General features: G+C 30.3%; 16 protein-coding genes and 1 pseudogene. 14 read left to right on the top strand and 3 right to left on the bottom strand.

Annotated elements, in window-relative coordinates; all coding sequences use genetic code 11:
• Positions 1-75: 75 nt before the first annotated feature.
• The 7 genes from tyrS (at position 76) to HGAG_RS08270 (ending at position 6608) form a co-directional block, all read left to right on the top strand.
• A complete protein-coding gene (gene tyrS, locus HGAG_RS08305) occupies positions 76-1341 on the top strand; it encodes a tyrosine--tRNA ligase (RefSeq protein ID WP_019118708.1) in 1266 nt (421 codons plus the stop codon).
• 345 nt (positions 1342-1686) lie between these two features.
• Positions 1687-1896: a TOBE domain-containing protein gene (locus tag HGAG_RS08295; protein WP_004839451.1), complete on the top strand. Its 210-nt coding sequence runs from the start codon at positions 1687-1689 to the stop codon at positions 1894-1896.
• A gap of 324 nt (positions 1897-2220) precedes the next feature.
• Entirely contained in the window at positions 2221-4158 is a 1938-nt protein-coding gene (gene metG / locus HGAG_RS08290; RefSeq protein ID WP_019118706.1) for a methionine--tRNA ligase, read from the top strand.
• Positions 4158-4922 (top strand): TatD family hydrolase, encoded by a 765-nt coding sequence (locus tag HGAG_RS08285; RefSeq protein WP_019118705.1) that lies wholly within the window; start codon positions 4158-4160, stop codon positions 4920-4922. The genes metG and HGAG_RS08285 overlap by 1 nt, the downstream gene beginning before the upstream one ends.
• 5 nt (positions 4923-4927) lie before the next feature.
• Entirely contained in the window at positions 4928-5458 is a 531-nt protein-coding gene (gene rnmV, locus HGAG_RS08280) for a ribonuclease M5 (RefSeq protein WP_019118704.1), read from the top strand.
• On the top strand, positions 5455-6303 hold the full coding sequence (rsmA, locus tag HGAG_RS08275) for a 16S rRNA (adenine(1518)-N(6)/adenine(1519)-N(6))-dimethyltransferase RsmA (RefSeq protein WP_019118703.1): 849 nt from the start codon (positions 5455-5457) through the stop codon (positions 6301-6303). Before rnmV ends, rsmA begins: the two co-directional genes overlap by 4 nt.
• A gap of 74 nt (positions 6304-6377) precedes the next feature.
• On the top strand, positions 6378-6608 hold the full coding sequence (locus HGAG_RS08270) for a glutaredoxin family protein (RefSeq protein ID WP_004839446.1): 231 nt from the start codon (positions 6378-6380) through the stop codon (positions 6606-6608).
• A gap of 200 nt (positions 6609-6808) precedes the next feature.
• Here HGAG_RS08270 and HGAG_RS08265 read toward each other — a convergent pair whose 3' ends face one another.
• From HGAG_RS08265 to HGAG_RS10920, 3 genes and pseudogenes are all read right to left on the bottom strand, one after another.
• On the bottom strand, positions 6809-7627 hold the full coding sequence (locus tag HGAG_RS08265; RefSeq protein WP_019118702.1) for a MurR/RpiR family transcriptional regulator: 819 nt from the start codon (positions 7625-7627) through the stop codon (positions 6809-6811).
• A gap of 24 nt (positions 7628-7651) precedes the next feature.
• Positions 7652-9157, bottom strand: coding sequence for a PTS transporter subunit EIIC (locus tag HGAG_RS08260; protein WP_019118701.1), 1506 nt, complete (start codon positions 9155-9157; stop codon positions 7652-7654).
• 13 nt (positions 9158-9170) lie between these two features.
• Positions 9171-9751: pseudogene (locus HGAG_RS10920) on the bottom strand (N-acetylmannosamine-6-phosphate 2-epimerase).
• Between the two features lie 553 nt (positions 9752-10304).
• Here HGAG_RS10920 and ilvA point away from each other — a divergent pair.
• From ilvA to HGAG_RS08220, 7 genes are all read left to right on the top strand, one after another.
• On the top strand, positions 10305-11489 hold the full coding sequence (ilvA, locus tag HGAG_RS08250) for a threonine ammonia-lyase (RefSeq protein WP_019118699.1): 1185 nt from the start codon (positions 10305-10307) through the stop codon (positions 11487-11489).
• Positions 11490-12920, top strand: a complete 1431-nt coding sequence (locus HGAG_RS08245; RefSeq protein ID WP_019118698.1) for a UDP-N-acetylmuramoyl-L-alanyl-D-glutamate--2,6-diaminopimelate ligase — start codon at positions 11490-11492, stop codon at positions 12918-12920.
• Complete coding sequence (locus HGAG_RS08240) at positions 12917-14119, top strand: aminoacetone oxidase family FAD-binding enzyme (protein WP_019118697.1); 1203 nt, start codon at positions 12917-12919, stop codon at positions 14117-14119. Before HGAG_RS08245 ends, HGAG_RS08240 begins: the two co-directional genes overlap by 4 nt.
• Complete coding sequence (locus tag HGAG_RS08235; RefSeq protein ID WP_019118696.1) at positions 14112-15404, top strand: NAD(P)H-dependent oxidoreductase; 1293 nt, start codon at positions 14112-14114, stop codon at positions 15402-15404. The genes HGAG_RS08240 and HGAG_RS08235 overlap by 8 nt, the downstream gene beginning before the upstream one ends.
• A gap of 496 nt (positions 15405-15900) precedes the next feature.
• The gene (locus HGAG_RS08230; protein WP_019118695.1) at positions 15901-16977 is read left to right on the top strand and encodes an NAD(P)-dependent alcohol dehydrogenase; all 1077 of its coding nucleotides are present in this window, start codon (positions 15901-15903) and stop codon (positions 16975-16977) included.
• Positions 16978-17859, top strand: coding sequence for a GTP-binding protein (locus HGAG_RS08225; protein WP_019118694.1), 882 nt, complete (start codon positions 16978-16980; stop codon positions 17857-17859).
• A gap of 82 nt (positions 17860-17941) precedes the next feature.
• Positions 17942-18610, top strand: a complete 669-nt coding sequence (locus HGAG_RS08220; RefSeq protein ID WP_019118693.1) for a response regulator transcription factor — start codon at positions 17942-17944, stop codon at positions 18608-18610.
• Positions 18611-18672 lie beyond the last annotated feature (62 nt).

Below are 18672 nucleotides of genomic sequence, written 5' to 3'. Positions count from 1 at the left end.
TATAAAAAGAAGTGGTACCGCATCAAGATGCCTTCTTATACTCTTTTTTTGTACTTAAAAATAAAGGAGAAAAAAATGAAATTTCAATACGAAAAAGAATATGATAATGTATTTGATGAATTAAAGGATCGTGGATATTTTGAGGCTGCAACTGATGAAGAAGAGTTAGCTGAAAAATTAAAGAATGAAAAATTAACTTTTTATTGTGGCTTTGATGCAACTGCTGATTCTTTGACAGTAGGTCATCTTATCCAAATTATGGTTATGATGAGAATGCAAAATTATGGCCACAGACCAATCGCTCTTCTTGGTGGAGGAACTACAATGATTGGGGATCCTTCTGGAAGAAGTGATATGAGAATGGTTATGACAAAGGAAAAAATCAATCATAATGCTAATTGTTTTTATAAACAATTTCAAAGATTTTTGGAATTTGAAAATGAGGGAGAAGATTCTGGCGACAAGGCTATAATTGAAAATAATGCAAATTGGCTTTTAAATCTTCCTTTTATAGATTTTCTAAGAGATGTTGGATCAAATTTCCTTGTAAATGAAATGCTCAAAAAAGACGCCTACAAAAATAGGATGGACAAAGGTCTTACATTTTTTGAATTTTCATATATGCTTTTGCAATCTTACGATTTTCTAGAACTATTTAGAAGACACAATTGTACTTTGGAAATTGGTGGCTCAGACCAATGGTCAAATATAATCGGTGGTTATGATTTGATTAGAAAAAAAGAAGACGCAAAAGTTTATGGAATGACTTTCAAATTACTTACAACTGCTGATGGAGTAAAAATGGGAAAAAGTCAAAAGGGTGCTGTTTGGCTTGATGAAGAAAAAACTTCAGCCTACGAACTTTTCCAATATATGAGAAATGTTGACGACAGGGACGTAGAAAAATTCCTCTTGATGTTAACTTTCCTTCCAACTGCTGAATGTAGAAAATTGGGAAATGGCAAGGATGCAAAAGAAATAAACCACGCAAAAGAAGTTTTGGCTTATGAAATTACAAAATTAATTCACGGCGAAGAAAAAGCAAAAGAAGCCCTAGAAGCATCAAAAGCTTTGTTCTCTGGAGCTGGAGATGAATCAGCAATGCCAACAACTGAAATAGAAAAAGAAGAACTCCCAATGGGAATATTAACCCTACTTACAAAGTTAGGCTTAACAAAATCAAATTCTCAAGCAAGAGATTCAGTAAAGGGCGGTGGAGTAAGTATAAATGATGAAAAAATAACCGACCCAAGATTTGAAATAAACGAAGACTTGTTTGAAGATGGGAAAATAATTGTAAAAAAAGGCAAAAAAACCTTCCACAAAGTTACAGTAAAATAAGAATAGAGCTTAGATAATATTTTATTTTAAAATAAAATTAAGCTACGTACCATCTCGACTAGATAATTGTGCCTTGATTTGGCACAATTATCCCTAAAATTTCATGCGAAAGCATGAAGAAGTTTGCGAAGCAAACGTGTTTTAGTGTGAGTGAAACGAACGCACGGAGAGATCTCATGAGATTTCTCGACTCACTACGTTCGCTCGAAATGGATATTTTTTGGTTTGTCAACAGTCTTTATTTTATTTTAAAAAAAATTAAGCTAGTAGCATTTTTTGAAAAAAATTTATATCAGAAAATTTGGGGTATAATAATTTGGAAAATAAAAATTTAAGGAGAACATTATGAAAATTTCAGCTAGAAATACAATTAAAGGAAAAGTAGTAGAAGTTGTTGAAGGTGCAGTTAATGGAATTGTTAAAATCGACATAGGAAACGGAACAATTATCACATCATCTATTACAAACAACGCTATCAAAGAACTTGGTCTTGAAGAAGGCAAAGAAGCTTATGCAGTAATTAAAGCAAGCAATGTTATGGTAGCTGTTGACTAATAAATAATAAATAAGGACAAATTTGCTTTTCTAATAAAAAAACCAAGTTTGACCTATTACCAGAGTGAGCATTAAAGCTTACTCTGGTTTTTTTGTGATTTTTTTTATTTCATAATTTTCTAATTGAATCCAATAATTTTTATCTTCTAATTTAAAGTTTATATTTTCTTATAAATATTTTTTACAATTTTAATTTTAAATTCTGTTTTATATTTTGCCAATTTTTTCTTATATATTTTAAATTGGAAAAAATAGACAAAAACGCTATAATATAGGTATATATAAAAAGAAATTTAGTTTTATTAATTTTAAAAAGGAGAATTTATGGATAAAAAAGCTTATTATATAACAACGCCAATATATTATCCAAATAGCAACTTACATATTGGTAATGTTTATACTTCAGTTATTGCTGATGTTTTGAAAAGATATAAGGCACTCAGGGGATTTGATGCTTATCTTACAACTGGAACTGACGAACACGGTCAAAAAATAATGAATGCAGCTCTTTCTCATGGATCTAAACCTCAAGAATTTGTTGATAGAATTGCAGGCGAAACAAAAGTTTTACTTAAAAAACTTGATATTGATTATGATTCATTTATTAGGTCAACTGATCCAAAACACGAAGAAAATGTAAAAAATATTTTCCAATATTTGTATGATAAGGGAGATATTTACAAGGGCCATTATGACGGATATTATTGCGAATCTTGCGAATCTTATTTTACTGAAAGCCAACTTGATGATGGAAATTGTCCTGATTGTGGCAGAGGAGTTAATCATCGTAAAGAAGAATCATATTTCTTTAGACTTTCAAATTATACTGATAAATTAAAGGAACTTTTCAAAGACCATCCAGAATTTCTTGAGCCAAAATTTAGGCAAAATGAAATGTTAAATAATTTTATTGACAAAGGTCTTGAAGATCTTTCTGTATCTAGAAATACTTTTGATTGGGGAGTTGATGTTCCTTTTGACAATGAACACGTTGTTTATGTTTGGATTGACGCCTTATCTTGTTATTTGACAGCTATTGGTTATGGTCACGATATGGAAAAATTTAATAAATATTGGCCAGCTGGTGTTCATTTAATTGGAAAAGATATTGTAAGATTTCATACAATAATTTGGCCAGCACTTTTGATGGCTTTAGATATTCCACTTCCTAAAAAAGTTTTTGCTCATGGTTGGATTTTGTTTGACAATGACAAGATGAGTAAATCCAAGGGAAATATTATGTATCCAGAACCACTTGTAGAGTTGTATGGAACTGATTCTTTGAAATATTTCCTACTTCGTGAATTTAATTTTGGAGCTGATGGAAACTTCCTTTCAAAGAAATTTATGGATAGGTACAATTCTGATCTTGTAAATGATTTGGGAAACTTACTTTCAAGAACTGTTTCAATGATTTCAAAATACAATGATGGAATTATAAAAAAAGGCTTGGAAAAAGATGAAATTGATGGCGAATTGATTGCCTTGGCTGAAAAAACTTATGAAGATTTTACAAAATTAATGGACGAATTCAAGTTTAATGAGGCTTTGGAATGTTTGTGGAATCTTGTAAGAAGATCAAATAAGTATGTTGACCAAACTGAGCCATGGATTTTGGGACGTGAAGAAAAATATGACAGATTAAATACTGTTTTATACAATCTTGCCGAATCTTTAAGAATTATTGCCCAAATGCTTGAGCCTGTAATGAGAAATACAACAGAAGAAATTTTAAAACAATTGGGAGTAGAAAACCAAGGTTTTGAATCTGCTTATAAATTTGGTTTGATTAAAGAAGGAACTAAAGTTAGTAAAGGCGAAAATTTATTTAACAGACTTGATACAGAAAAAGAACTTGAAAAACTTCACGATTTAAATAACAAGCTTGTAGAAGAAAGGCTTGGAGTTAAAAAGGAAGAAAAAGAAGAGGAAAGCCAATCAAAATCACAAATTAAAATTGATGATTTTGACAAGCTTGACCTTGTTGTTGGAAAAATTTTGGAAGTGAACGACCATCCAGATGCTGACAGACTTCTTGTTTTTAAAGTTGATATTGGAAGTGAAACAAGAACAATTGTTTCAAGCATAAAAGAATTCTACAAAAAAGAAGAATTAGTTGGTAAAAATATTGCTGTAATCAAAAACCTAAAACCTGTAAAAATGAGAGGAATTTTGTCAGAAGGAATGCTTCTTGCTGCAGGAGATGAAGCAGTTTTACTTACAACAATCAAAGACTGCAAACCAGGTACGGTGATTTCTTAATGAAATTAATAGATTCACACGCCCATTTAACGAGTGATGATTTTAATGAGGACAGATCTTTTCTAATAAAGGATCTGTCTAATTTTGCCGTAAATTATGTCATAATGCCAGCTTGCGATTTAGAAGATTCTATAAATGTTTTAAATCTTTCAAAAAAATATGATAATTTGTATGCCCAAGTTGGTTTTCATCCTCAAAACATAGATTCTTTCAAAGATGGAGATATAGAAAAATTAGAAGATTTGGCAAAAAATCCAAAAGTTGTGGCTATTGGAGAAATTGGACTTGATTATTATTGGCAAGATGACAACAAGGATGAGCAAAAAGAAATTTTTATCAAGCAGTTAGATCTTGCAAGAAAAATAAATCTTCCGGTCGTAATTCATTCCAGAGATTCAATTGACGATTGTTTGGAAATTTTAAAAGATTATTCAGATTTAAAAGTTCAAATTCACTGTTTTTCTTATTCATATATCCATCTTATGGAATGTATGAAAAGGGGATATTATATTTCAATCGGGGGAGTTGTAACTTACAAAAACGCTGACAATGAAAAAAATGCAGCCATAAATGTAGATTTGGATAAGCTCATGCTTGAAACAGACTGTCCATATCTTTCTCCAGAACCTTACAGGGGGATGAGAAATGATCCAAGAAAAATCGTGGAAGTTGCAAGAGAAATTTCAAATCTTCGTGGGATGAAATTATCAAAACTTGCAAAAAGAACAAGCAAAAATGCTATGGAATTTTTTAATATAAAGTAGGTAATATGATAAAAGAAACAATAGTAGTTGAAGGAAAAGACGATATAAGTAATATAAAATCAGCGGTCGACTGTGAGCTTATAGCGACAAACGGCCTTGCTTTTGGCAAAGATTTGATTGAAAAATTAAAAGAAATTGACAAAAGGTGTGGAATAATAATTTTTACCGATCCAGATTTTGCAGGAAAAAAAATCAGGGCAAAAATTTCCAAAGAAATTCCAAACGCTAAGCACGCCTACCTTGATAGAAAAAAAGCAATCAAAAAGGGAGATTTGGGAGTAGAAAACGCCTCAAAAGAAGATATAATTGAGGCTTTAAAAAATGCTCATGCAACAAAAAGTGAAAAAAGAGAAGAATTTACCATGAAAGACCTTTTGGACAATAATCTCACTCTTACAAACGACAGCAGAAATAGAAGGGAAAAACTTGGCGATATTTTATCCATAGGATATTTTAATTCCAAGCAACTTTTATCAAAACTAAATTCCTTTGGCATAAGTCGAGAAGAATTTGAAAGTGCGGTTGAAAAATTATGAAAAAATTATATTCACCAAAAACAATAAAAACAATCCAAGACCTTTATGGATTTAAATTTAGCAAATCTTTGGGTCAAAATTTTTTGGTAGACAAAAATTTTGTTGATAAAATTATAGATTTATCAGAAGTTTCTGGCGAAAATATTTTGGAAATTGGACCAGGAATTGGAACAATCAGCCAAGAGATTGCAAAAACTTGCAAAAAACTTGTGGTAATAGAAATAGATAAGACTTTGATCCCAATTTTAAACGATAATCTTGGCGAATTTTCAAATGTCGAAATAATAAATGCAGATATTTTAAAAACTGACCTTGAAAAAATTGCCAAAGAAAAATTTGATGGAGAAGATTTTAAAGTTGTTTCAAACTTGCCATATTATATAACAACTCCAATAATTGAAAAATTATTTGAAGAAAATCTTTCATGCAAGGACATGACTATTATGGTTCAAAAAGAAGTGGCAGATAGGATGAAAGCAGATGAAAAAAGCAAGGACTATTCATCGCTTTCAGTTTTTATAAAATATTATGCAGAAATTACTGGGCAATTTAAAGTCCCAAAATCAGTTTTTATGCCCCAACCAAAAATAGATTCCCAAGTATTAAAATTAAAATTGAGATTGTATGATAAAAATGTTGATACAAACACCCTATTTAACATAGTAAGAGCAGGTTTCAATAAAAGAAGAAAAACTATCCTAAATTCCCTATCAAGCGTGATAGAAAAAGAAAATTTAAAAGAAATATTGGGAAAATTAGACTTAAAAGAAAATCTCAGAGCAGAAAATCTTTCCCTTGACGATTTTATAAAAATAGCCAATGAATTTGAAAAAATAAAAGGGTAGATTGAAAGAGATTATCATTTGAGTATAATAATGATGTTAGAAAAATAGATTTATAAAAAAAGATTGGAGAAAATATGAAAAAAGTAACAATTTACACATCAAACACCTGCCCACATTGTAAGGCAGCAAAAAATTATTTAAAAGAAAATAATATAGATTTTGAAGAAAAAAACGTAGACGAAGATAGAAGCGCAATCGACTATCTAGTAGAAAATGGCCACAGAGGAGTTCCGGTAATAAATATAGACGGAGAAGACATTGTAGGCTTTAACAAAGAAGTAGTAGATGAAAAATTAGGATTATAAAACAAAAACCCATCTTAGACCTTTTGAGATTTCTCTTTGGTCGGATGGGTTTTACTTTGTTTGGGCTAATTATTAGATGGATTTAATTAAGTAAGGCTAGACAATTAAATTAGAGTATTAGCTTACTTGATTTACCAATATTAATAACTTTATCTAAATACTATCAGCAATTTATTCCACAAAAAAAGTGAGCTTATAGCTCACTTTTTGTCTTCTTCTAAGGCATCTATTGTTTTTTTGTGGAGAAGTTTTCTGTAATCATCTTCTAGATTATTTTTTATGATTTTATTGTAGCAAAAATCCATAAAAACTAGAACTGGAAATTGTGGGGAGATTATATTTCCGCCTCTCAAATCTTCTATTGTTGGGATAATTACTTTTTCGTCCACAAATGAAAAATTATCTTTTGAATTTGATGTTACAAGAATTGTTTTTGCGCCATTTTCTTTGGCTTGTTTTAGGGCGAAAAGAACGGATTCTTTGTTGGCTGAAAGGCTTATGCCAATAAGCAGAGAATTTTCTTTTTGAAAAACTGCCCTCATTCTCATTTCATCTTGATAATCTATTGCCATTACTAAAATTCCAAGCCTTGTAAGCCTTGATTGCATTTCTCTTGCTACAAGTCCCGAACTTCCTATTCCCACAAACAATACTGATTTTGATTTTATAATCAAATCTGCTATTCTATCAATTTGTTCGTTGTCGATAAGGGATGGAAACATATTTAAAATTCTTCCGTAAGTGTTTAAAACTTCTTCTACATTAAATGAAGATTTGGAAATTCCTTTTAAAAATCCTTCTTCATACCTGTAAATAAATTCTCTATATCCCTTAAAACCACATTTTTGTGAAAATCTTGTTATGGATGATTCGGAAACGTGGAGTTTGTTTTTGATATTTTTTATTGAAAAATCTTCCTTGTGTTTATTTTTTATAAAATAATCGGCAATTAGTTTTTCAACTTCTGTAAATTTATCATAACTATCAACTATAGCAACAATGGCGGAATTTTTTATCATGGCTACCTCTTTTATTGAAATCTTCTAATCAACTACTCCAAGTATATCATTAATTTCGTTTTTATATAAGACTGCCTTTGCTCCATAGATTACTTGAACTCCTCCTGGAACGTCAAGAACTCCTGTTGCCCCTGTTTGTTTTAAAATATTTTTATCAACAATTTTTGGATCTTTTAAATTTACTCTTAGTCTTGTTATACAAGCGTCAACATCAATTATATTTTCACTTCCACCAAGTGCATCTAAAATAACAAGAGCTTCTTCGTAAAGATTTGAATTTGAATCTTTTTTATTATCTTTTTCTTCCAAAACTTCATCATCGCCTCTTCCTGGTGTCATTATATTAAATTTCTTTATTAAGAAAGAGAATGAGAAGTAGTAAAGAGCTGCCCAGATTAATCCAAATGGAATTTCTAATAACCAGTGAGTCTTTTCATTTCCTTGAAGTACACCAAATAAAATAAAGTCAATTACTCCACCAGAAAATGTATTTCCAATATTTATATTTAATAAATCAGCAATTAAGAATGATAAACCATCCAAGAATGAATGGAAAACATATAAAAGTGGTTGAACGAAAAGGAACATATATTCAAGAGGCTCTGTAATTCCTGTAATAAATGAAGTTAAAGCAACTCCCAAAAATAATCCCTTTAATTTTTTCTTGTTTTCTTCTTTTGCATTTTTGTACATGGCAAGGGCTGCTGCAGGCAAACCAAACATCATTGTTGAAAATCTTCCTGCAAAAAATCTTGTACCTTCAGTAAATAATCCAACGTGATTTGGATCAGCTAATTGAGCAAAAAATATTTTTTGAGCACCAACAATTTGCTCTCCAGCAACCATTTCCACACCACCAAGTTCTGTATACCAAAACATTGGATAAATCATGTGATGAAGACCGACTGCTCCAGATAATCTCATTAGCATTCCATATAAAAATGTTCCAAAAACGCCAAGTTTTGCAATTGATTTTCCAGCAGAAATTAATAAGTGTTGGAAAGGTGGCCAAACTATAAAGAAAAATACTCCGACAATAATTGCAACAAAAGATGTAACTATAGGAACAAATCTTGAACCACCAAAAAATCCTAGAACTTGTGGCAATTGAATATTGTAATAATTATTATGAAGATAAACTGCAATAAGACCAATAACCAAAGCACCAACAACACCAGTATCAATTGGATCTCCGTCAGGATTAAAAATTGAAAGAAGAGTTGATATAGTTGCATTCATTACCAAAAATCCAACGGCACCAGCAAGAGCTGCAACTCCTTTTTCCCTGTTTGCAAGACCAACCATAATACCAATACATAAAAGCATGGCAAGATTTGCAAAAATTATATTTCCAGCACCAGCCATAACCTTAAAAATAGTTTGTAAAACACTATTTGCTAAAAAAGGATAGGCATCAATTGTAGCTTGTGATGAAAAAGCACCACCAATTCCTAAAAGTAAACCTGCGGCAGGCAACAATGCTATCGGTAGCATAAAAGCCTTGCCGACTTTTTGTAAATACTTAAACATATTTCCTCCTAAATTATTTTTTTAAAACATCAGCAAATTTTTGGGTTATTAATTGAGGTCTAGTAATTGCAGAACCAACCACAGCAGAAAATACTCCACAAGCAAAAACTTTTTTTAAATCTTCTGGCGTATTAATTTTGCCTTCAGCTATAACAGGCTTGTTTGAAAATTCTACAATTTTTTTAATAGACTCAAAATCAGGACCATCAAAATTATTACTATAAGAAGTATAGCCAAAAAGAGTTGTTGAAATAATATCAAAGCCAAGATCTAAAGCGTTTTTACATTCATCAATCGTAGAACAATCAGCCATGGCATAAATATTATTGTCATGAATTAATTTAAGTAAATCAATCAATTTTTCATCATTTGGCCTTTTCCTATTAGTTGCATCAAGAGCAATTATTTCGCACTTAGAATCAATTAATTCTTCAATTTCTTTTTTAGTTGGAGTGATATAAACTTCGCTGTCAGGATAATTTTTTTAATAATTCCAATAATTGGTAAGTCAACTTGTTTTTGAATTTCTTTAATATCCTCAACAGATTGAGCACGAATACCACTTGCTCCGCCAATTTTTGCAGCAAGAGCCATTTTTCCCATAATAAAACTAGAATGAAGAGGCTCATCATCTAAGGCTTGGCACGATACAATTAATTTCCCCCTTAATTTTTCTAAATCCATATAACCTCCTTATCTATTTACTTTACTTAATTATATAAAAACAAGAAATTGTTTTCAATTAAAGCAACTAAACAGGTTAGTCTTTCAAAAAGCGACAAATTTAAGACAAAAATAAAAGAATTTGGAAGTACTTTCAAGGCGATTGAAAAAAATTAAAAATTAGCAAAAAATTTTAAAATTTTTAAATTAATTTTTTTAAGTTATATATTCGTGCTAGATGACTTGCCTACTCATTTAAATTTATAAAGAAATTTTTAAATTTTAAAAATTCAAAATTTATCTAACAAAAAAACGTTTTTTATAAATGATTTTTAAAATTTTACAAAATAAATTCGAAATAAATTATTTTAAAGATTGAAATTATGCGATTAATTTTATTTGGCAATCTTTTTTCAAAAAAATATAGAAAAACATTCTTATTTCCTTTTTCTTGTGATATAATTTAAGCAAAAGGAGGCATTTTATGTTTGATTTTAAAAGTGCAAAAAAAAGAGTAGACGAAGCTATTAACCCAACCCACATGTTTTATTCTGAAATTTTTTCAGATTTATCAAAAAACAATGTGTACATTAAACCAGAAAATTTACAAAAAACTGGTTCTTTTAAATTGAGGGGAGCTTATAACAAGATTTCAAAAATGGATGAAGAATCAAAATCCGTTGGAATCGTAACCGCATCAGCTGGAAACCACGCCCAAGGTGTAGCATTTTCTGCAAATCATCAAGGCATAAAGGCAATTGTTTGTATGCCAGAAACAACTCCAATGATTAAAGTTGATGGAACTTTAAAATATGGAGCTGAAGTTGATCTTCACGGACAAACTTTTGACGAAACAAATACATACGCTCAACAACTTGCCAAAGAAAAAGGATATACTTTTATTCCTCCATACGATGATGAAGATGTAATTGAAGGACAAGGAACAATTGCTCTTGAAATTTTAGAAAGTTTACAAGAAGCTGACTACATATTAGTACCAATCGGTGGCGGTGGACTTGTTTCTGGTATTGCAAAATGTGCAAAAGAAATGAAACCAGAAATCAAAATAGTTGGTGTAGAACCAGCAAATGCTGCATCAATGCAAGCTGCTATGGAAAAAGGTGGCCCAATTACATTAGATTCTGCTGATACAATCGCAGATGGAACTGCTGTTGCAAGAGTTGGAGATATTACTTACGAAATTTGCAAGGAAAATGTTGATGAATATATTTCTGTAACAGAAGAAGAAATCATGGTAGCCTTGACTACTTTGATGGAAAAACATAAACTAGTAGCAGAGCCTTCAGGAGCATTAAGTCTTGCTGCAAGTAAAAAACTTGGTTGCAAAAATAAAAATGTTGTTTGCGTAATCAGTGGTGGAAATATTGATATGTCATTTATTTCTCAATTAATTCACAAGGGACTTTATGAAGATGGAAGAATTGCAAGATTTACAGTTGAACTTCAAAATGCACCTGGAAAGCTTAGAGATCTTCTTGATGTTATAGCTTACACAAAAGCAAATATTGTTGAGGTACTTCACGATAGCCTTGCAGCAACTAGCAGATATAAAAATATCCAAGTTGAAATAACCCTTGAAACAAATGGAAAAGACCATATCAGGAAGATTAAAGAATTACTTACTGAGAAAGGATACAATATTCATTAAATGAAATTAGAAAAGATACTAAAAGAAATTTCCTACATTTCAAAAAATATTCAAAATGATAGAGAAATTGTAGGAGTTTCTTCAAATTCAAAAGAAATTAAAAAAGATTTTATATTTGTAGCGATAAGAGGATTTGAATTCGATGGACATAATTATATAGAAAATGCCCTAGAGAATGGAGCATCAACTATAGTCTATACAAATGATGACGTTGAATTTAAAAATGGAATAAATTATATAAAAGTTGAAGATGCAAGATTAGCTCTTGCAAAAATTTCAAATTTCTTATCAGATTTTCCATCAAAATCATTTAGAATGATTGGAGTTACAGGAACAAATGGGAAAACTACAACTGCAAATATAATCTCATTTCTTTTGAACAAACTGGGAGAGCCTTGTGCAAATATTGGTACAGATGGAGCTTTTTTTAACGGCAAAACTTTACCAACTGAGCATACGACACCAGAAATTACAGATATAAACTATATTTTAAATGAAGTCAAAAAAGATGGAATTAAAAATGTAGTTATGGAAACATCATCTCATGGTTTGTGCCTAAAAAGAAATTATGGAATAGCTTATGAGTATGGAGTTTTCACAAATTTATCTCCAGAACACATGGACTACCATAAAACTATGGATAACTATTTCAAGGCAAAAATGATTTTATTAAATCATTCCAAAAAACAAGTCGTAAATTTAGATGACGATTATGGTAAAAAAGCCAAAGAAATTTTCAAAGATGCCCTTACAATTTCTATAAACGAAGATTCAGCCTATAAGGCAGAAAATATAAAAAGAGTAGATTTGGGACTTGAATTTTTTGTAAATGGTGTTAAATTTCACTTAAAAAGATTTGGAATGTATGACATTTACAACGCCCTTTGTGGTATAACAATTGCAAATGACCTTGGTTTTGATTTGGAAGAAATTTCTAAAGCCTTGGAAGGATTTAAGGGAGTAAAATCAAGATTTGAATTTATAGAAAATGACCTTGGAATAAATATAGTAGTAGATTTTGCCCACACAACAACATCTTTTGAAAGTCTTTATAAAGATTTGCCAAAAGATAGAAAAAAATTTGCAGTGTACGGAATAAGTGGAGATAGGACTCCTGATATTAGAAGAGGTCTTGGTAGAATATCTGCAAAATATGATATATTTTCTGTAATAACAACCGATGATCCTAAATTTGATACCTTTGAAAATATTTCAAATCAAATTAAAGAAGGAGTCGAAGAAAATAATGGGGAATGCATTATTATAAGAAATCGAAAAGAAGCTATAAAGTATGCTATAAGTCATGCAAAAAAAGGGGATTTTGTTTTTATGCTTGGCAAGGGCGAAGAAGATTTCTTAAAATTAAAAGCAAATATTAAAACCTACTACAACGAAAAAGAAACCATAAGGGAAGTTCTAGAAGAATTATGAGAATTTTTGTAATAGGAGCAGGGGTAAGTTCGCTTGCCTTCTGCTCTTTTTTAGATAATAAAAATATAACAGTATTAGATTCAAACAAAGACAGTGGAAGAAAACTCCTTGCCACAGGAAACGGTAGGTGTAATTTTACAAATTTAAAGCTTTCCTATGAAAATTTTTATTCACAAGAAAAAGATTTTGTAAATTATTCTTTGGATAATTTTTCCAACAATGACTTATTAGAATATTTTGAATATTTGGGAATAGAATGGACAAATTTGCCATCAGGAAGATGCTATCCAAAAACAATGAGCTCACAGACTGTAAAAGATGCTCTCATGATGAGGGCAAATGAAAATGCAAAATTTATTTTTGACCAAAAAGTTTTGGACATTGATTTTAACAAAAAATTAATCATAACAGAAAAAAATAAATACAAGTACGACCTTCTTGTGATTGCATCTGGTGGAAAAACTTTAAAAAATTCGGGTTCTGATGGTTCTATTTTTAAAATTTTAGAAAAACATACAAAAATCGAAGATATGACTTTTGGAATAACAAATTTTAAGGCGAAAAATCCCTTGTCCAAAAAAGCTAAGGGTGTTAAGGTAAATGCTAAAGCAAGTTTGAAAGTAGATGGAAAATTTATAAAATCATCAACTGATGATGTGATTTTTCAAACTTATGGCCTTACAGGAACTGCGATTTTGGATCTTTCAAATTTAATTTCTCTTGCCTTAAAAGATGGTAAAAAAGTTAGTCTTGACATTGACTTTTATCCAGAGTATAAAAAAGATGGACTTTTAAAGAAATTAGAAGAAAAGTCAAAGAGATTTCCTAATAGAAATATCGAAGAATTATTAATTGGGAATTTAGATAAAAAACTCATAATTGATATATTAAAAAGGATTAAAATAAATCCTGGTAAAAAAAATATTTCAAGAAATGATTTAGAAAAAATTTCAAATATTTTGAAAAATCTTCCTTTTGATATTATGGATATAAATGACAAGAACAATGCCCAAGTGACTTTGGGAGGAGTATCTTGTAAGGAAATCGACAAAAAAACCATGAAATCTTTAAAAATTAAAGATTGTTATTTTATAGGAGAGGTTATGGATGTTGCTGGAGATTGCGGTGGATATAATATTCAATGGGCATTCTCATCAGCAAAAACTGCCTCAGAGGATATAAGGAGATTAAATGTTTAAGATAAATAGAAAGCTAAAAGAATTAAAACACAATGGAGAAAGAATTTCTTTGGCGATAATTGGTTGTGGAAAAATGGGAGCAAGTCTTATAAATCAATTGGGAGATATTGATGCAATAGAAGTTTCTCTTGTAATAGAACACACACCACAAAAAGCAAAAATTGCCCTAATTGATTCAGGAATTTCTGAAGATAAAATTATAAACACAGATTCTTATGACGAAGCCTATGAGGCTTTGAACAAGGGTTTTGTTGTAGTAAGTTCAAATTATAGACTTGCTTACAAACTTTTACAAATTACAGCCGTAGTTGATGCAACAGGAAATCCACCATTTGGAGCAGAGCTTGCAGCAAAATCAATTCAATATCATAAGCATTTTATTACACTTAATGTAGAATGTGATGCAGTTGTTGGACCAATTCTTTACGATATGGCAAAAAAAGCTGGAGTTGTTTATACAGGAATTGCAGGAGATGAACCAGGCTCAATAATAGATTTGTGCGATTTTGCTTATGGAATTGGCCTTGAGATTTTGGTTGCAGCAAAAGGAAAAAATAATCCATTAGATAACTATGCAAATGCAGAGATTTTAAAAGACCAAGCAAAAGAAAAAGGACTTTCTCCAAGAATGCTAACAAGTTTTGTCGATGGAACAAATACAATGATAGAATTAAATTCAGTTTGTAACTGCCTTGGATTTTTGCCAGATACATTTGGCTGTCATGGAATTGCTACAAGCCCAGAAACTGCCGTAGAAGATTTTAAATTAAAAGAAGACGGTGGAGTTTTATCATCTTACAAAACAGTAGAATTTTCTCCAGGCATGGCGCCAGGAGTATTTCTAATTGTAACAAGCGACAAAAAAGAAGTAAGAGATTTGATGAAATTTTTAGGCTTTGGAGATGGCCCAAACTATTTATTATTTAGACCATACCACCTAACAAGTCTTGAAACGCCAATTACAATCTACAATGCAGTTTTAGAAAATGAGCCAACAATAGCTCCACTTCATGGACAAGTTGCCGATACAGTTTCAGTTGCAAAAAGAGATATAAAAAAGGGAGAATATCTAGAGGGAATAGGATCAGATAAGGTATTTGGAAAATTAACCGACCACACAAGATCAATAAAAGAAGATCTACTTCCAATTGCCCTAATCACAGAAAAAACAAAAGCAATAGTAGATATTCCAAAAGATACAGTAATAAATTTATCAATGATAGAACTTGACGAAGAAGCAACAATAACAAAATTAAGAAGAAGACAAAATTCAATGAAATTATAGAAAAGATTACAAATGAATCTTAGAGCGTAGACAAACCCTCAAGCACGAATATCTGACTCCAAAAATTGTTGATTTCTAAATTTTAAAATTCTAAAATCGCAAACTCGCTAACGCTCAAACAATGCGATTTTTGACGAATTTTAAAATTTGAAATCAAATCAATTTTTTCCATATGATATTCTTAGCGTGAGGTTTTGTATACTTTGTCAACAGTCTAGACTGCAAACGCAGTCTTATTTTTTTGCTCTTTTTAATCTGCAATTATTTTTTTATAGGAAAAATTTTAAAAATAATTTAAAAATTAAAAATAAAAATTTGATTTGTGAAAATTTAATTTTATTATGATAGTATTATGAATTAGTTTAAAGTTATGGTTTTCATCAAAATTTAAAATAGAAAAATAAAATGATAAATGATTGACAAGTATTGAAAGATAAATTAAAATTAAATTGTAAATAAAACATAGAATAAAAAAATAAAAAATAAGGAGGACTCTATGAAAGGGTTTGCGATGTTGGGAATTGGTAAGACAGGTTGGATTGAAAAACCAGAACCAGAAATGGGACCATTAGATGCGCTTGTTAAACCAATAGCTTTAGCTCCATGTAGCTCAGATATTCACACAGTTTGGGAAGGAGCTATCGGAGATAGACACGATATGATTTTAGGTCATGAGGCTGCAGGAGAAATTGTAAAAGTTGGAGAATTAGTTAAAGATTTTAAACCAGGGGACAGGGTTTTGGTTCCAGCTATTACTCCAGATTGGTCATCTCTTGAAAGTCAAGCAGGATTTCCAATGCATTCAGGCGGAATGCTTGCTGGATGGAAATTTTCAAACTTTAAAGACGGTGTATTTGGTGAAGTTTTCCATGTAAATGATGCTGATGCTAACCTTGCTTTAATTCCTGAAGGAGTAGATCCAGTTTTAGCTCCAATGTTATCAGACATGGTTACAACAGGATTCCACGGAGTTGAACAAGCTGACGTTCAATTTGGAGATGAAGTTTTAGTAGTAGGAATTGGGCCAGTTGGTTTAATGTCAGTTGCAGGAGCTAACCTAAGAGGAGCAAGTAGAATTTATGCAGTAGGAACTCGTCCAAATTGCGTTGAAGCTGCTAAATTTTATGGAGCAACAGATATAATTTCTTACAAAGACGGATCAATTTCTGAACAAGTTTTAAAACTTACAAATGGTAAGGGCGTTGATAGAGTTATAATTGCTGGTGGAACAGTTGATACTTTTGAAGAAGCAATCAAAGCTATGAAACCAGGTGCAAAAATTGGTAATGTAAACTACCTTGACGGAGGAGAATATATCAAAATTCCTAGAGTTGAATGGGGAGTTGGAATGGGCCACAAGGCAATTAATGGAGGCCTAACACCAGGTGGAAGACTCAGAATGGAAAAACTTGCTAAACTTGTTTCTTGTGGAAAATTAGATCTTTCAAAACTTGTTACCCATAAATTCAACGGATTTGAAAATGTTGAAAAAGCATTATACTTAATGAAAGATAAACCAAAAGATTTAATTAAACCAGTTGTAATTGTAGCAGAAGATTTAATGGAAGATTAGATGAAAATAATAATAGTATCAGGATTTTTGGGAAGTGGAAAAACAACCTTTATAGAAAAATTGTCAAAAAAATTGGATGATGCAGTAATTTTAGAAAATGATTATGCCAAGGCAAATGTAGATAAAGACTTATTAAAAAATACAGGAAAAGAAATTTTATCCTTGGAAGAAGGATGTATTTGTTGTTCAAAACAAAAAGATTTTGCAACAACGGTTATGAGTATAGAAAATACAATAAATCCAGAATATTTGATAATAGAGCCAACAGGTTTGGGCTATCTTTCTAAAATAATTGAAAATATTAGTCCAATTGAATATGAAAAAATTAAAATTTTAAAACCAATAGCCATAGTTGACTATTACAGTATAGATAAGATTATGGGAGAATATAAAGAACTTTTCCTAGATCAAATCCAAAATTCATCCTATATACTATTATCAAAAACTGAAAATATAAGTACAGAAAAAATCGAAAAAGAAGTAAAAAAACTTGAAGACTTAACAAAAGCAAAAGTTTTTACCAGCCACTACAATGATTTTGACAAAAAAGAATGGGACTCTCTTATTGGGGAATATGATAAGGAATCTCTAATAAGAGGGGACTATAAACATTTACACCTTGATAATTTGGTATATGAAAATGTAGTTTTCAAAGATTTCAATGAACTTGGGACAAATTTCAATGCAGTTTGCCAAAATAGGTTTGGAAAATTAATTAGGGCAAAAGGTCTTGTAAATGTAGAAAATAAAAAAGTTAAAGTTGATGTTGTCGATAATAAATTTTCAGTAGAAAAATACGAAGGAGAATCTTTTACAAATTCTTTGATATTTATTGGAGAAAAATTAGAAGAAAAATCTTTTGATATACTTTTTAAAAAATAATTAAAAGAAGCCCAGCGGCTTCTTTTTTTGTGAAAATTTTCAAAAACTAAAAAATCTATTATAATAATTTTAAGGAGTTATTATGGATATATTTATTGTTGAAGATGATAAAAAAATTTGTGAGGAGCTTTGTTTTCAGCTTGAGCTTTTGGGATATAAGTGTTTTGTTCCAAATGATTTTTCTAATATTTTGGATGAATTTCAAAAAAGAGATTATAAGCTTGTTTTGATGGATTTGAAACTTCCTTTTGAAAATGGATTTTATTGGTGTGAGAAAATTAGGGAAATTTCAAATCTTCCTATAATTTTTCTAACCAGTGCGGCTGATGATATAAATTTAATTAATGCTATAAATTATGGGGCAGATGATTTTATTTCAAAGCCTTTTTCTATGCAAGTTTTAAATATGAAAATCAAGGCCCTTCTTAGAAGGTCTTATGATTTTTCTGGGAAAAATTTAAACCTTTCTTATAAAAATATTTCTTTGATTAAGGATAAGATGATTTTAAAAATTAATGACAAGGAAATAAATCTTTCTAAAAATGAATTTTTGATTTTGGAAATCCTTATGGAAAAACCTGAAAAAATTATTTCGAGAGAAGCTATTATGGATAAACTTTGGGCGACTGATTCTTTTATTGATGATAATACTTTGACTGTAAATATCAACAGGCTTAGGAAAAAATTGAAAAATCTTTCTTTAGATGATTTTATTCAAACAAAAAAGGGAGTGGGATATTTTATAAAATGAAAAATTTTAAATTATTTTTTAGCATTAATAGGGCTTATATTTTCTCCTTTTTTATTTTTCTT

It is taken from the genome of Anaerococcus obesiensis ph10 (assembly GCF_000311745.1).
Lineage (GTDB): Bacteria > Bacillota > Clostridia > Tissierellales > Peptoniphilaceae > Anaerococcus > Anaerococcus vaginalis.
The sequence above is the reverse complement of the archived record's forward strand: the minus strand, read 5'-3'. Positions and strand labels throughout refer to the sequence as shown.

What these genes read in the sequence shown, in the direction of transcription:
- tyrS (WP_019118708.1), top strand. Translation starts at nt 76, where the DNA reads ATGAAATTTCAATACGAAAAAGAATATGATAATGTATTTGATGAATTA.
- HGAG_RS08295 (WP_004839451.1), top strand. Translation starts at nt 1,687, where the DNA reads ATGAAAATTTCAGCTAGAAATACAATTAAAGGAAAAGTAGTAGAAGTT.
- metG (WP_019118706.1), top strand. Translation starts at nt 2,221, where the DNA reads ATGGATAAAAAAGCTTATTATATAACAACGCCAATATATTATCCAAAT.
- HGAG_RS08285 (WP_019118705.1), top strand. Translation starts at nt 4,158, where the DNA reads ATGAAATTAATAGATTCACACGCCCATTTAACGAGTGATGATTTTAAT.
- rnmV (WP_019118704.1), top strand. Translation starts at nt 4,928, where the DNA reads ATGATAAAAGAAACAATAGTAGTTGAAGGAAAAGACGATATAAGTAAT.
- rsmA (WP_019118703.1), top strand. Translation starts at nt 5,455, where the DNA reads ATGAAAAAATTATATTCACCAAAAACAATAAAAACAATCCAAGACCTT.
- HGAG_RS08270 (WP_004839446.1), top strand. Translation starts at nt 6,378, where the DNA reads ATGAAAAAAGTAACAATTTACACATCAAACACCTGCCCACATTGTAAG.
- HGAG_RS08265 (WP_019118702.1), bottom strand. Translation starts at nt 7,627, where the DNA reads ATGATAAAAAATTCCGCCATTGTTGCTATAGTTGATAGTTATGATAAA.
- HGAG_RS08260 (WP_019118701.1), bottom strand. Translation starts at nt 9,157, where the DNA reads ATGTTTAAGTATTTACAAAAAGTCGGCAAGGCTTTTATGCTACCGATA.
- ilvA (WP_019118699.1), top strand. Translation starts at nt 10,305, where the DNA reads ATGTTTGATTTTAAAAGTGCAAAAAAAAGAGTAGACGAAGCTATTAAC.
- HGAG_RS08245 (WP_019118698.1), top strand. Translation starts at nt 11,490, where the DNA reads ATGAAATTAGAAAAGATACTAAAAGAAATTTCCTACATTTCAAAAAAT.
- HGAG_RS08240 (WP_019118697.1), top strand. Translation starts at nt 12,917, where the DNA reads ATGAGAATTTTTGTAATAGGAGCAGGGGTAAGTTCGCTTGCCTTCTGC.
- HGAG_RS08235 (WP_019118696.1), top strand. Translation starts at nt 14,112, where the DNA reads ATGTTTAAGATAAATAGAAAGCTAAAAGAATTAAAACACAATGGAGAA.
- HGAG_RS08230 (WP_019118695.1), top strand. Translation starts at nt 15,901, where the DNA reads ATGAAAGGGTTTGCGATGTTGGGAATTGGTAAGACAGGTTGGATTGAA.
- HGAG_RS08225 (WP_019118694.1), top strand. Translation starts at nt 16,978, where the DNA reads ATGAAAATAATAATAGTATCAGGATTTTTGGGAAGTGGAAAAACAACC.
- HGAG_RS08220 (WP_019118693.1), top strand. Translation starts at nt 17,942, where the DNA reads ATGGATATATTTATTGTTGAAGATGATAAAAAAATTTGTGAGGAGCTT.